General features: G+C 63.2%; 15 protein-coding genes and 1 pseudogene. 6 read left to right on the forward strand and 10 right to left on the reverse strand.

The window, feature by feature from the left end; genetic code table 11:
* Positions 1-58: 58 nt before the first annotated feature.
* The 3 genes from RP6297_RS14420 to RP6297_RS14430 are packed head-to-tail and all read right to left on the reverse strand — an operon-like array spanning position 59 to position 1,979.
* Entirely contained in the window at positions 59-838 is a 780-nt protein-coding gene (locus tag RP6297_RS14420) for a hypothetical protein (RefSeq protein ID WP_009239640.1), read from the reverse strand.
* Between the two features lie 26 nt (positions 839-864).
* Positions 865-1,473, reverse strand: a complete 609-nt coding sequence (locus tag RP6297_RS14425; RefSeq protein ID WP_009239639.1) for a hypothetical protein — start codon at positions 1,471-1,473, stop codon at positions 865-867.
* A complete protein-coding gene (locus RP6297_RS14430; protein ID WP_009239638.1) occupies positions 1,470-1,979 on the reverse strand; it encodes a hypothetical protein in 510 nt (169 codons plus the stop codon). Before RP6297_RS14430 ends, RP6297_RS14425 begins: the two co-directional genes overlap by 4 nt.
* Positions 1,980-2,179: 200 nt before the next feature.
* Here RP6297_RS14430 and RP6297_RS14435 point away from each other — a divergent pair, with 200 nt between their 5' ends.
* On the forward strand, positions 2,180-3,385 hold the full coding sequence (locus tag RP6297_RS14435; protein ID WP_223293240.1) for an alpha/beta hydrolase: 1,206 nt from the start codon (positions 2,180-2,182) through the stop codon (positions 3,383-3,385).
* 283 nt (positions 3,386-3,668) lie between these two features.
* Here RP6297_RS14435 and RP6297_RS14440 read toward each other — a convergent pair whose 3' ends face one another.
* From RP6297_RS14440 to RP6297_RS14450, 3 genes are all read right to left on the reverse strand, one after another.
* The gene (locus tag RP6297_RS14440) at positions 3,669-3,995 is read right to left on the reverse strand and encodes an EthD family reductase (RefSeq protein WP_009239636.1); all 327 of its coding nucleotides are present in this window, start codon (positions 3,993-3,995) and stop codon (positions 3,669-3,671) included.
* A 175-nt stretch (positions 3,996-4,170) separates the two neighbouring features.
* Entirely contained in the window at positions 4,171-5,085 is a 915-nt protein-coding gene (locus tag RP6297_RS14445; RefSeq protein ID WP_009239635.1) for a PhzF family phenazine biosynthesis protein, read from the reverse strand.
* A gap of 28 nt (positions 5,086-5,113) precedes the next feature.
* Complete coding sequence (locus RP6297_RS14450; RefSeq protein ID WP_009239634.1) at positions 5,114-5,545, reverse strand: hypothetical protein; 432 nt, start codon at positions 5,543-5,545, stop codon at positions 5,114-5,116.
* A gap of 182 nt (positions 5,546-5,727) precedes the next feature.
* Between RP6297_RS14450 and RP6297_RS14455 the strand changes: the two genes are divergently transcribed.
* From RP6297_RS14455 to RP6297_RS14470, 4 genes and pseudogenes are all read left to right on the forward strand, one after another.
* Entirely contained in the window at positions 5,728-6,189 is a 462-nt protein-coding gene (locus RP6297_RS14455; protein WP_009239633.1) for a MarR family winged helix-turn-helix transcriptional regulator, read from the forward strand.
* 140 nt (positions 6,190-6,329) lie between these two features.
* Positions 6,330-6,755 carry an organic hydroperoxide resistance protein gene (locus RP6297_RS14460; RefSeq protein WP_009239632.1) on the forward strand — a complete coding sequence of 142 codons (426 nt, stop codon included), beginning with the start codon at positions 6,330-6,332 and terminating at the stop codon, positions 6,753-6,755.
* Between the two features lie 32 nt (positions 6,756-6,787).
* A pseudogene (locus RP6297_RS22770) lies at positions 6,788-7,177 on the forward strand (alpha/beta hydrolase fold domain-containing protein); the annotation flags it as partial.
* A 300-nt stretch (positions 7,178-7,477) separates the two neighbouring features.
* Positions 7,478-8,731: an Hsp70 family protein gene (locus tag RP6297_RS14470; RefSeq protein WP_009239630.1), complete on the forward strand. Its 1,254-nt coding sequence runs from the start codon at positions 7,478-7,480 to the stop codon at positions 8,729-8,731.
* A 579-nt stretch (positions 8,732-9,310) separates the two neighbouring features.
* Here RP6297_RS14470 and RP6297_RS14475 read toward each other — a convergent pair.
* The 4 genes from RP6297_RS14475 to RP6297_RS14490 all read right to left on the reverse strand — a co-directional run bounded on the left by RP6297_RS14475 (position 9,311) and on the right by RP6297_RS14490 (position 12,003).
* Positions 9,311-9,871 (reverse strand): TlpA disulfide reductase family protein, encoded by a 561-nt coding sequence (locus RP6297_RS14475; protein ID WP_009239629.1) that lies wholly within the window; start codon positions 9,869-9,871, stop codon positions 9,311-9,313.
* On the reverse strand, positions 9,861-10,904 hold the full coding sequence (locus RP6297_RS14480; protein ID WP_009239628.1) for a transporter family protein: 1,044 nt from the start codon (positions 10,902-10,904) through the stop codon (positions 9,861-9,863). The genes RP6297_RS14475 and RP6297_RS14480 overlap by 11 nt, the downstream gene beginning before the upstream one ends.
* An 88-nt stretch (positions 10,905-10,992) precedes the next feature.
* Complete coding sequence (locus RP6297_RS14485; RefSeq protein ID WP_009277243.1) at positions 10,993-11,370, reverse strand: DUF2946 family protein; 378 nt, start codon at positions 11,368-11,370, stop codon at positions 10,993-10,995.
* A gap of 264 nt (positions 11,371-11,634) precedes the next feature.
* Entirely contained in the window at positions 11,635-12,003 is a 369-nt protein-coding gene (locus tag RP6297_RS14490; RefSeq protein ID WP_009239627.1) for a hypothetical protein, read from the reverse strand.
* A 451-nt stretch (positions 12,004-12,454) separates the two neighbouring features.
* On the opposite strand from RP6297_RS14490, the gene RP6297_RS14495 reads away from it, so the two are divergent.
* Positions 12,455-13,605, forward strand: a protein-coding gene (locus RP6297_RS14495) for an IS3 family transposase (protein WP_086003189.1) whose coding sequence is annotated in 2 segments (ribosomal slippage) — positions 12,455-12,701 and positions 12,701-13,605 — 1,152 coding nt in all. Because the reading frame shifts where the segments join, the coding sequence is not laid out codon by codon here.
* The last annotated feature ends 111 nt before the right edge of the window (positions 13,606-13,716 follow it).

Genomic DNA, 13,716 nt, shown 5'->3' on the forward strand with positions numbered 1-13,716 from the left:
CCCTTGGGGAACGGACACCCGACCGCCGGAGCAGCGGCCGGGAGTTTGGACGCCAGCCTTAGTTGGCGGCCTTGGCCGTGGCGATTGCCAGGCCGTTGTGCTGCAGGTTGCCCGCGCCAGCCGCGATGTTGACGCCGATGTTGCCCATCGCGTTCATCAGTGCAGTGCCGTTCAGCGATGCAACATTGGTCGGATCGCAACCATTCAGGCGCAGCGAGTTGTTGTCAGCCGACTGCTTGTTGTAGTCGGTGGCCTTGGCGATACGACCCGAGGTGTTGGTCGATGCAGCCATACCGTTCTCTTGCAGCTCACCCGCGCCAGCAGCGATGTTCACGCCGATGGTGCCCTTGGCGCCGTTCAGAGCGCTACCGCCCAGCGATGCCTTGTTGAGAGCATTGCCGATGGACAGCGACTCACCCGGGTCCGCCTGGTTGTTGAACACCTGGGCCGAAGCGAACACCTTGCCGGCATCCACGGCCGCCAGCGCAACGTCGTTGGACTGCACATTGCCAGCGCCGGACGTCACGTTCACCCCGACTGCGCCCTGCGCGCCCTTGAGCGCCTGTCCATCAACCGTCGCCGTATTGCTGCCACGCCGCAGGTCGACCGAGTTGTTGTTGCTGGATTGCGTGGAATCGACAACCGCCGACGATTCCGAGCTGAACGGCACAAAACCCAGCGCGAGGCCGTAGCCCTGCACGTGGATGTCATTGCTGATTTCGGTCACGTTGCTGATAACCGCCCCGGAGGAGCGCGGACCGTCGTCTCGTCCCTGAGCGTGGGCTGCACCTGCAGCCAGCAGGGCGAGTACAGCAATGGCAGTCAGTTTGGCTTTCATGGTGATCTCCCTTCCTTCTGTTGCTGTTAAAAAAGAGTGCCCGCCGGGGGACGGAGCACAAAGACGTTGGATACGACATTCCCCGTTCCTGCCGTCTGGTTGACCTGCACAACGCCGGAGGTATTGCGCAACGCCGTCGATGCAATCGACGCGTCTTGCCTGCCCTCCGCCGCGGGCGCGGCATCCTGACGACGAGACTGTGAAGCCACGCCCGACAGGGCACTGTCGGCAAGTGGCTCGATGTGATGGGATTGCTGTTGCACAACCGACGCAGTGGGGGCGATCACCGCGACGTTGACCTGTGCGTTGCCGGCACCGCTGGCCTGATTGATCGACACCAGACCCGCCGCACCATTGAAAGACGCGCCCGCCAGCCGGCTCGATGCCGATACGCCCGACCGTACCCGCCCGACAAACTGCGATGACACGACGCGGGCCTCATCGGTCGACACGGCGGCCACGTTGGCCTGCACGTTGCCCGCCCCCGAGGCCTGATTGACGGCCACGCGCCCGGCCGTGTTTGCAGCGGCATCGCCCTCCACTACGGCGGACACCGGCGCACTTTGGGCCCACGCCGCGCCAGCCGGCACGGCGCTGAGCACCGCCACTACGAAGTGCCACGTTAGAGACTTCACGGCTGCCCGCCACGCGAGAGCGGCGCCAGTGCGCCGCTGATCTGCGACGCAATGCCCGCCGTGGCCTGCACCACTTGCCCGCCTACGCCGCCAACGGCAGCGCCGCTCACGGCATTACCGACGGAAAGCCCGCCCGCGGTGGGTTGCAATCCGGTTCCCGTGGATGACGTCAGGGCGCGCTGCAGGCCTGTCGCTGCGTTGCCGGAAGCGGCGCGCGATGCGCCGAGTTCGCCGTCAGACAGCACCGACATGACCGACCCGACGGATTGATTGAACGCCTGCGTAGGAAACGGGCTCACCGCCGTGCGGATGGGCAGTGCATCGGTCTGAACGCCCCGATAGGCGACGCGCGGGGTGACATCGCGCTGCACGATGATGTCGCCCTCGTCGGCATGTGCCGGCGCCAAAGCAAGCGCCATCGCCAGACACGCAGCCAGTGCGGTCGGCTCTATCGCGCAAAAGGTCGCCCAACGCCAAGCATGGCGCTGTGAGGTGATTGTCGGCATGGCTCGCTCCTCCCCGGGGGCCCTAGAGCGACATCCATGCCATGACGACTAACCGCCTGATTTGTCTAGAAAATCACCCGTCAGGAGAGACCATGCACCCCTGCAGCACGCATTTTTGTGTCATGGCTGAAACAGGCAAGTCACTGAATTGAGGGAAGCAAACCTGCCCGGACAAGGGATCGTCCGGTCAGGCATGCCAAATGGAATGTTTCAGCCGTGAAGCGGCTACGTTTGTCGACACTCACGCACATACCGCGACAGCGACGACGCTCTCACCCTATGAGGCACGCTGGCTCGCTCCCGGCAAGGCGGTCACGCCATGGACTCCAACCACCCGCCGGCGATGGGAAGCTAGAATCGCGCGAACTGCCACCATCGACCAGCCGCAAAAAGGTCAATACGACTCACCCGGGAGGATTTGCGCTATGGCCATGAAACGCCTTGTCCTTTCTGCCCTGCTTCTGTTGATGATTGTGGTGATCGCTGTCCTTGCATCGCCATGGCCCAGCGTGTTGGTCATCCGCGCCATCTTCGATCACGGCGCCGCGCAGGCATCCAACGCATTGGAGCCGTTTGTTCCCGACGATGTGGCTGTGCAAACCGGCCTGGTCTACGACCCCAGCGATCCGGATGGGCGCCTGGACATCTATCGCGGCAAGGCGGCCACCCCGGACGGTCCTGTCGTCGTGTGGTTTCATGGCGGCGGATTTGTTTCCGGACGCCGGGCCGATCTCGCCAACTATCTGAAGATCCTTGCAGGCAACGGCTTTACGGTCGTCAATGTGGACTACACCATCGCGCCCGAGGCGACCTATCCCACGCCCATCCGGCAGGCCAACAGGGCGCTTGCGTTCCTGTCCGCGCAGGCTTCGCAATTGAAGATCAATGCAAACAAGATGGTCTTGGCGGGCGACAGTGCGGGGGCGCAAATCGCGGCGCAGACGGCGGCCTTGGTGACGAACGAGCGCTATGCGCAAGCGCTGCGAATCTCACCCGAGCCATTGGCAAATCAGATCGCCGGCGTCTTGCTCTATTGCGGCGTGTACGACATCACGCAGATGGGCCAAAGCGGCGGCTTGGGTGCCTGGTTCGTCAAGGCGACCGCGTGGGCGTACAGCGGCAAGCGAGATTGGCATCAGGTGCCGGGGTTCGACACCATGTCGATCACCCCTTACATCTCCCGCAGCTTTCCTCGCGCGTTTGTGAGTGCGGGCAATGCCGATCCGCTTGGGCCGCAGTCGGTGGCCCTCGCAGCCGCGCTGCAGGCGCAGGGAGTGAATGTAACGAGCCTCTTCTTCCCGAAGGACTACCAGCCCCCGCTCGGGCACGAATATCAGTTCCGGTTGGACACCGACGCCGGCAAGGGTGCGCTGGCGCAATCGGTGGCCTGGCTCAGGTCGCTATAGGTCGAAGCGCCGCAAAGCGCGACCGCGCCTGCTTTACGCGCTGCGGCGCGACGTGAGGTTTGCAGTGAGCCAAGCTGCCACCTCGCTAACCGGAATGGCATGGCGTTGATTGAGCGACCGGTCCCTGTCCCAGCCCGCCGAGCAAAGACGGCTCGGTCCACTCTAAGCCGCAGGAGGGCGCGGCCTAGGGCGGCCCAGGGCGGCTTCCGGCTTGCCGGCGACCCGCCCGTAAATCACGGTGCCGCCCCGCCGGATACACGATCTCGCTGGCGGCCCGCCGGACTCAACGATCCGAGCGCTCGACGACGACCTCGCTAATCTGAAGCACCGGTGCAATGTCGGTGTAGTTGACGATATCGGCCAGGATCTCCGCGCCGTGCTGCTTCATGGCCGCCTGGAACGCATCGGCCGATTCACAGATGAACGCGCACATCGCCACGTAGGCAGGTGGCGTGCCGGGTGCTCCGCCGGCCAGGCCTTTATCGACGGTGTAATACGCACAGGCATTGCCAAGTCGCGCCTTCGCCAGCGGCATGTGGCGTTCGCGGTAATAGTCGTGGTCGAAGCGTGCGCCTTCGGCGTAGGGGTACATCACGGTCACTTTGATCATGCGGTTCTCCTTGTCTTCATTGGTGGCGACATGAACCCGCGCACACGTCAGCGATCCATTTGGCGCCACAAGCGGCGCAATGGCTTGCCAACAGCGGATTGCGGGGTATTGGTGTTCCTCTTCCAGCGAGGCAACGTCCGCTTCTGGCCGGTACTCAACGGTGGCCGCAGGCGAGTCAGTGCAACACCGGCAGCCAGAATGTACCTTCCATGACGGCTACGCATTTTCCGCCGACGCGAACTGTCGATGTGTCGCCTGTCTTCTCGCAAGATGCGACGAGTGTGCTGGGGCGCCCCATGTCGACGCCTTGCCGCGCGCGCAACGTCAATTCGGGCACCGAGCGCGTTGCAGCCAGGAGCGCAACCGTGGCGCACGTTGCGCTGCCCGTTGCGGGGTCCTCTGTCATGCGCGGTGTAAACATCCGCGATTGCAAATCACACCCCGCCTGAATGCCGTCGTCTCCGACGTCCCGCGTGTACGCGTAGATAGAGACGGCGCCATCGAGCGGCAAGGTGGCCTTGTACGCAACCGGGTTCGGTACGCAGCGGCGCAGGGCATCCCGCGAGCGCAGCTCAACAATGAGGAAGGGCAGCCCCACCGATGCGACGATCGGCCGGTGGACGTCAACTTGAATGTCTTTGGCATCAAGCGAGAGGCAGGCGGCAACGCTTTCGGCGGCAACTTCAGAGCGCAGCGACAGCTGCTCCGGCGCAACGAGTTCACCGCCGACAACGGTGGTGCCTTCCATGAGCTGCCGAACCGGCACCACGCCTGCCGCTTCATCAAAGACCAGGGTGTCCGGTAACGGCTCGCCTGCTTCTGCGGCCTTCGTGGCCAGCACAAAAGCCGTTCCGATGTTGGGATGGCCGGCAAACGGAATCTCTCGCGACGGCGTGAATATCCGTACCCATGCGGTATGCGATGGGTCTCGGGGCGGAAAGACAAACGTCGTTTCGGTGTAACCAAATTCAGCTGCGATGGATTGCATCTGCTCGGTCGACAAGCCTTCGCAATCCAGCACCACCGCGACTGGATTGCCCTGGAGCGGGATGTCGGTGAACACGTCGGCTGTCACGTAGCGGCGCTTCATGGTTGCTCTTCCATATGAGGGTTACTGGTCAGGAGAAATTTGTGTGGCCGACCGGCATTCCGCGGGCGTGCTGCTGGGCGTGTGCGAACAGCTGACCGAGGCTTAGCCTTTCGTTCCAGACATGGCACAACTCCAGCCCATACCGCTTCTCAACATCCTTTGCCAGGGTTTCTAGTTCAAGCGCGTCTGGAGTCCATTGCCGTGGATATAAGGCCCGATATATCGCCAGAACTTCATCATCCGGGCTGAGCATCAGCTTCTCCCCGTCGCGCAACGCAAACGCGCCGACAAACAGCAGCAGAAATTCTCGAATCTCCAGCTTTGAGGCTGACGGGAAAGCTCTGCGCCAGTTTTTCCCCTGACAGCTGCGGCCACTGAACGGTGCAGGCAACTTCGTTCCAGGGAACGCTGCCCATAGCAGGGCAACCAGAAACAGTGCGATAAGAATCAATGTGGTCATGACCCGCCCATATCCAGAATTGGAGACTAGGAAACCGCTGAGTTCTCGGAGTGCTGGCAACGTGTGTGCGGCCCATTCTAGCGGCCCGCTTTTGCGTGCGTTGATCACGCCTCGCCCGCACCGAACAGCCCATCAAAAAAATTAGCTTGCAATTCAATAGCACACTATATATATTCTCCTCCATGAACACACGCAAGCCTTCCTCCGCACGCCGTGACCTCGCCCTGGACGAGCAGCTTTGCTTTGCGCTGTACTCGACCATGATCGGGATCAACAAGGCGTACCGGCCACTGCTCAAGGCGCTGGACCTGACGTATTCGCAATACCTCGTCATGCTGGTGCTGTGGGAGCAGGACGCCCAAACGGTGTCGGAGATTGGCGAGCGCCTGTTCCTCGACTCCGCCACGCTCACCCCGCTGTTGAAGCGGCTGGAGGCGGCGGGGCTGATCGAGCGGCAGCGCTCGGCTGAGGACGAGCGGCGGGTGATCATCTCGCTCACGGCGGCAGGCAAGGCGCTGGAGAAGCGGGCCGAGAAAGTGCCGGCATGCATGGCTGCGGCCATAGAGTGCGCGCCCGGCGAGCTGGAAGAACTGCGCACACAGTTGAATGCATTGCGGGGGCGGCTCTTCAAGAACGCCGCCTGAGCACATACGTATCGCCGACGGGCGCCTGATCGCGTCCGTTTTTTAAATCGATTAAGTAGCGCGCTATTTAATAGTAAGCAATGCGGAGCGGCCTCGACAGCCGATGCGCGTACCACCACCCCTCTCACAGGAGAACCACCATGTCGATCGAAAACGTCCTCTACCGTGCCAATGCTCGCGCCACCGGCGGCCGCGATGGTCGCGCCATCACCGACGATGGCCGGCTCGACGTGCGCCTGACCACGCCGACCGAACTCGGCGGTGCCGGCGGCGAAGGCACCAACCCCGAACAGCTGTTTGCTGCCGGCTACAGCGCGTGTTTCCTGGGCGCCATCAAGTTTGTGGGCGCGCGCGACAAGATCCGCGTGCCGGCAGATGTGTCCGTACAGGGCACCGTTGGCATCGGCGTCATTCCGAACGGCTTTGGCATTGAAGTCGACCTGAAGATCAGCCTGCCCGGCATGGACCCGGCCGAAGCGCAAACGCTCATCGACCGCGCGCACATCGTCTGCCCGTACTCCAATGCAACGCGCGGCAACATCGACGTACGCCTGAGCCTGGTCTGACCCGCACGCCCTTCCCCCAAGTCCTGTTCTGACCGGTCACGAATGCCAGCTTCGAGAACGCGTCGTACGACGAGTTTGCGCAGGGGCACTTCCTGACCAAGCCGATGATGCAGTGGTTCTGGAACGCCTACACGACTGATCCGGCACAGCGTCAGCAGATCTACGCATCGCCGCTGCTGGCCACGCCCGCTCAGTTGAAGGGGCTGCCGCCGGCACTGGTGATCACGGCCGAGAAGGATGTCTTGCGCGATGAAGGCGAAGCCTACGCACGCAAGCTCGACGCAGCGGGTGTGGATGTGACCGCCACGCGCTACAACGGCATGATCCACGACTTCGGCTTGCTCAATGCGCTGGCCGGCGTGCCTGCAACGCGTGCAGCGCTGCATCAAGCCAGTGAAGAGCTGAAGGCGCGCTTGAAGTAATTGGGTGGGCGGGTTGTTTCACCGCCTTCGCCGCCTTCACTGTTCATTGGACAACCAGCAATGCGCCCGCCCGTGTCTTTTGCACGCGGTGGGCGTGTTGCGTTGTGTTTTGGTCTGCAACGTTAGCCGCATGAAACAGCCCATCCTGGAAGCCCAAATAGGCGTGGCAACCAAGGCATCCACCGTCGTGCAGATCCGTCGCACAAAGCCACTACAATAGCGGCCCTTCGCCGGTGGCGCCTGTTCCTGACACCCGTGCAGGCGCATGCCTCCAGCTGCACTCCAGAAGCCCCAAATCCTATGATGTCAAACGCCTGCGGCGTCGATTTCGGCACGTCCAACTCCACCGTCGGCTGGCTGAGACCGGACGCACCCACCCTGCTGCCGCTCGAAGACGGCAAGGCGACCCTGCCTTCCGTCATCTTCTTTCATGCCGAAGACCCGACGGTCAGCTACGGGCGGGCCGCGCTGGCCGACTATCTTGCCGGCTACGAGGGCCGCTTGATGCGCTCGCTCAAGAGCCTGCTCGGCACATCGATGATGGACGACAGCACCGAGGTCATGGGCCAGGCCATGCCCTTCCGCAAGCTGCTGGCGCATTTCATTGGCGAACTCAAGCGGCGCGCCGAGCATGCCGCCGGCCATGAATTCCGCCGCGCCGTGCTGGGCCGCCCGGTGTTCTTCATCGACGAAGACCCCAAGGCCGATCAGCTTGCCGAAGACACGCTGGCGGACATCGCGCGCGACGCCGGCTTTGACGAGATCGCCTTCCAGTACGAGCCCATCGCCGCCGCGTTCGACTACGAAGCCGGCATCAGCGGTGAAGAACTTGTGCTCGTGGCGGACATTGGCGGCGGTACGTCGGACTTCTCGCTCGTGCGCCTGTCGCCCGACCGCGCGAAACGCCTTGACCGCCGCGACGACATCCTCGCCAACGGCGGCGTCCACATTGGTGGCACCGACTTCGACCGCGCCCTCAGCCTGGCCAGCGTGATGCCGCTGCTGGGCCTGAACAGCACGCTGCGCAACGGCAAGGCCATGCCGTCCGGCCAGTATTTCGACCTGGCGAGCTGGCACACGATCAACCACGTGTACACGCGCAAGGCGTGGACGGTGGTGATGGACAACTACCGAGATGTCGCCGACACCGAAAAACTCGACCGCCTCATCCGCCTGATCCGCGAGCGCGCCGGCCACTGGCTCGCTATTCAGGTGGAAGCCGCGAAGATCGCGCTGTCGGACGCCCCGGTGGCGGAGATCGACCTGCACCGCATCGCGCCCGAGTTGAAGCAGCCCGTCACGCGCGAGGATTTCGACCAGTCGATTGGGAAGCTGGTCGGCAAGACGGTCTCGACGGTGCAGGCGATGCTGAAGACGGCGGGCGTTGCAGCGGAAAAGGTCGATACCATTCTTTTTGCCGGCGGCTCCAGCGGGGTGCCGTTGCTGCGCGAGCAACTGGCGCAAGTGCTGCCGTCGGCGCGGCGCGTCGAGGGCGACCTGTTCGGCGGGATCGGTTCTGGCCTGGCGCGCGATGCGGCGCGCAAGTTTGGCTGAGGGGCTGAGGGGCGGCGGGAGGTTTCGAGGGTAGGTGTGTTGGGCAAAACGTTGACTACTTCAACGCCCAATACCAGTTGCCCCCATAGTCTCGCTCTACGGTCTCAAGTGACTGGAACGTAAACGCGAGCCGTCGGACGATGTCATCAGGGCACCCGCATGCCCGAAACACTGCCTGGAACTCGCTCAGGAGCGTTTCAGTCATTCTCAGCAGGTCACGCTCCATATCTGTCTTTGTTTTTACCAAGAACCATGGCGCGGTCGGCTCAAGGTGAAGCGCCTCCACAACGCAAGCTGGAACATAACGCCGAGCGACGGACTGCATTTCGCCCTCGGCATACATTGCTGTAAGACGAAAACTGGGGGATGGCATAGTTGAATGTCACCTCATGGCCGGTACCGAATGGCTGCTCTTGGCCGGTAGCAGCCAGCCGAAACTCTATCGGTCGACGCCCGCTACCGACCCAAGGCCACCTGTCGCTCCCTATCGTCGAATGTCCATTACCAAATCACCGACGCGACACTACCCGGTGACGGCGAGTAGCTCGGCGCGAACGCTACTCAATCGCCCGCCCACCCTCAACGCAACAAAGGTGTGACAACGCGCTCCAGGCGCTCGGCCGTCCAGGCGGGCTCGCGCGAGTCCCAGCCGTTGTCGGCCAGCAGGCCTTTGCGGTCGACCGTGAAGTTGACGGGCAGGCGCCAGATGCGGCCGTAGCCGCCCGCGTAAGCGCTGCCGAGCAGGCCTACCGGAAAGCTCAGCTTGGCCGCTACTTCGCGCACGGCCGGCAGCTCCGCTGGCTCGTCCAGGCTGAAGCCCAGTACGCGCAAGCCCTTGTCGGCATGGCGTGCGGCGTAGGCTGATAGCAGCGGAAGCTCCGTGCGGCAAGGACCGCACCACGTCGCCCAGAACGTCAGGATTACCACCTGACCGCGCAGATCATCGGTCGCAATGCTGCGCCCGTCCAGAGTGTGCAGGACGAGGGGTGGTGCGGGGCGCCCAACCTCCAGAGTGGCCGCGTGCGCCGCCGCCTGTCGGCCGCCCAGCCCGGCTCCCATGGCAAGCGCGCCTGCGGCACGCAGCCAGGCGCGCCTCGGCCCGGGCCCTTGCATCGGGTTCATGTCCGCATCAGAACGCATAGCTCGCTCCGACTGTGCCCGACCAGCGCGGGAAGAGTTGATAGCCCTGCAGGTTGCTGTACAGCGCTTTCTGCAGGAAAGCATAGACCTGCAGGTTGTGCGCCACACTGACCGTCACGCCCGGCGACAGATAAACCACCGTGCCGGCCGTATTGGTGGTGTCAGCCAGCGCCCCCTTGTCAGCCCCCTTGCGCGTCACGTTGAACTGCAACTGCGGCACGATGTGCGGATTGGCCTCGTAGCGCAGGCCGAAGCTCATTGTCGCGGCATTACCTGGCCGGAAGTCGGCGCCGGCATCACGCAGCCTGTGGGTCACGGCCGCTTGGAATTGACCGTTGATGAAGGCATCGAAATCCTGGCTGACGGGTTGGTAGTAGTAGGCGCCGAGAATCAAGTCGGTGCTGCCGGTACCTGGTTGCAGGCTGGTATCGAGCGCCTGCCCACCCGCTGCGTTGGGGCCGCTGTTGAAGAACACCGGATTGCGCCCCACCGTGGCGCCGGTGTTCACGTCCTGGCCGCCGTAGCGGCCGGTCGGCAGCTTCACGCCCAATTGAACGCCCAGATTGTGCGTCGGCAGGAAACCTTGGTAGTTGGCGATGAGCTTAATGTCGCCCAGGCCGCTGGCCGTGGCGCCGCTTACGTTGTCCGGGGTGAGTTGGTCGGGCGTGGCTGAGCCGTATGTCGTGTGGCTGCGGTTGACGTAAGGCACGATTGCGCCGAAGCTCCAACTGCTGTTCGGGCTGTAGTAGATGCTCAGGTTGGTGTAGCGGTTGATGGTCTGGCGCTCCACCTCCTGGTTGCCTCCGGCGGCATTGATGCTCGCGGCCTCCGCCGGCGTGACCGAGCGTGTGCCGTGACGCAACTGGTTCTGCGGGATGTACGTGTAATCAAGGCTGATGCGCCAGCCGGGGATGGCGGAGTAGCCCATGGCGGCATCGGTGCTCAGCGAACAGCCGCAGGTGGCGCAGGCAAAAGCAAACGCAGGGGACAACAAGGCTGCGCCGGCGGCTCCGGCGCGAAGAATCGGATTCATGAAAGTCCTGGCAAGGCACGGGCGGAGTCTCCGCCGTTGGCGTAATGGTGCGCAGGCAGCGCGCCATGGGTCATATAGACGACGTGCGCTACGCCACCGGCGGTGCCCGGGCGGCCGCCAGTAACCTGCCAGGATGTCGGTAGAAGCCCGACGGAGGAAGCGGTGGCACGGCAAAATGCAAGCCGCGTTGCTCAACGAAAGCCCAAGCGGCCGGAGGTGCCGCGTGATTGGAAGCGAGGTCCGCGCAAACCAGGCAGCACAGCATGTCGCTGTGGCCGGCGCCGGAGTCGTCTTGATTGCCGGATGACTGCGTGGTCATCCCCTCGCTGTGCATGCCACTCGCACTACAAATGGTCTGGCTGGCCAGCCATTCCACCTGTTGCCCATGCGGCATCGCCGGCAATGGCGCATGCAGCACCATACCGAGGAGCGCAAGCCATACGAAAAGGCGGCGGGCGAAGGACATGGAAAAGTGGACTACGAGGGTAGCCGATTATAGCGGCGCAACGTTCTGCAAAAAATGGGGAATTCCCAGCTTAACCGGAGCGGGAAAGCACCGCCGCGCTTGGGGCGGGAATGTCCGGTGAATGTCGCCTTCTGGCCGCAAGCGGGCAGCTCCAGCAGCCAACGCGCCACTGCAACTGCAACTGCAACTGCAACTGCAACTGCAACTGCAACTCCGACCCTACACAGGCATTCCCGCCCGTCACGGGAATGCGTCAATCTGTTGTTATTGGCTGTAGCCCCGCCGCTCTATGGCGGCTAATACGTCCCACGTCTGCGGATCGACATCGCGGCCCCCGAGCGACATCGATACGTACGCGTCAATCGCGTCCACAAAGCCTTTGATAAAAGCCGGCGGGAATGCGTGCGCGGACAGATGCTGAAGCTGCTCGCGCAGCATGCCCGGGCGGCATTGGCCGTGTGTACGCATGGCGGTGCGTGTGCGCTTGAGATACGCCTGCGCTGCGATTGCGCCGTTCAGGTAGGTGCGGTTTTTGGTGAGCCTGCCTGTGTCGGAGGACGTGGGCGGTGGACTGGGTGATGCGGGTGGAGATGGGTACGATGCGGGGCGGTGCCCGCTTTCGACAGGTGGCATGTCGGCCTCTCTAAGTTGCAGTGGAGGCACGCCATTCGTCGCCAGACGAGGGGTGGCGGGCCTGACGGCGGGGCTGGCGAACCGGCCCTTAGAGAACGACCGGCAGACCCGAAGGTCTCCCCGCCCGGCCCGCCATAGACACAAGCGAGCAGAAGCGGACCATCGCTTGCGCGATAGCCTCTCTAAGAACTTTATGCAGGTCGCCAAACCCGGCTGCCGTTGGTGCGGCAGCGGAATGGATTATAGCGAGGGGGGCAGCGGCGAAAGTTGGATTCTTGATTCGCGGGCAGCCACTGTCAGCAGGTCACGCTTCACCCTCAAACAGTGGCGCTTCACCCTCAGAGAGTGGAACGCGAGGGTCAAACACTGGCGTTTCACTGTTTGAGGGTGAATCGCCCCGGCCCCAGTAGACACCTGTGAGCCTCAAACTAGAGGTTAGACAGGAGTTGCGATGAGTGCGCAGAGATACACCGAAGAATTCAAGGTTGAGGCGGTCAATCAGGTCTTGGACAGAGGCCACAGCGTGGCCGAGGTCGCGCAGCGGTTAGGCGTGAGCCAGCACAGCCTGTACCAGTGGATCAAACAGCGACGCCAGCCCGTGGCAGAGCCGCAAGGGCAGGTATCGCAATCCGAGGAGGTACGTAGGCTCAAGGCCGAGCTCAAACGGGTGACCGAGGAGCGCGACATCCTAAAAAAGGCCGCAGCGTACTTTGCCAAGCAGTCCGGGTGAGGTACGCCTTCATCAAGGCGCACGCGGGTCAATACAGCGTGCGCCGTCTGTGCAAAGCGATGGCGGTGCATCCCAGCGGTTATTACGCGTGGCAGGCGCAGCCCTTGAGCCCGCGTGCGAAGGACGACCAGCGCCTGCTTGGACTACTCAAGCAGGCGTGGTTGGAGAGCGGCGGGGTCTATGGCTATCGCAAGCTCACCCTGGACATGCGCGACTTGGGTGAGCGCTGCGGCAAACACCGCGTGGCGCGGCTGCTCAAGGCCGAGGGATTGCGTTCTCAATCAGGCTACCGCCGACGCCCTGCCGGGCGTGCCGGCAAGCCGGCGGTGGTCGCCCCCAATCATCTGCAGCGGCAGTTCACAGTCGACGCTCCGAACCAGTCCTGGGTGACCGATATCACCTATATCCGTACACACGAAGGCTGGCTGTACCTGAGCGTGGTCATCGACCTGTGGTCACGCATGGTCGTCGGGTGGTCCATGGGGCAGCGCATCGATACCCAGTTGGCGCTGGATGCCTTGCTGATGGCGCTGTGGCGGCGCCGCCCGCACCAGCAGGTGCTGATTCACTCGGATCAGGGGTGTCAGTTCACCGGCCACACCTGGCAAAGCTTCCTGCGCGAGCACAACCTGCTGTGCAGCATGAGCCGGCGCGGCAACTGCCACGACAACGCCGTGGCGGAGAGCTTCTTCCAGTTGCTCAAACGCGAGCGGGTGCGCCGACAGATCTATGCCACACGGCAGGAGGCCAAGTCCGACGTCTTCAACTACATCGAGATGTTCTACAACCCAACACGGCGCCATTCGAGCGCCAACGGACTATCGCCGGTAGAGTTCGAACAACGCCATTCCCCACGGCTCGTGGGTGTCTAGGAAAGTCGGGGCGATTCACTCGCCCCATGTGCGGGCGCTCTCCGTCAAAAGTTGTGTACAGCATTGCGATACGCCGCAGCGGTAGCCAACCTCACCGGGTTGTGCCAATCG

The organism is Ralstonia pickettii (assembly GCF_016466415.2).
GTDB classification, from domain to species: Bacteria; Pseudomonadota; Gammaproteobacteria; order Burkholderiales; family Burkholderiaceae; genus Ralstonia; species Ralstonia pickettii.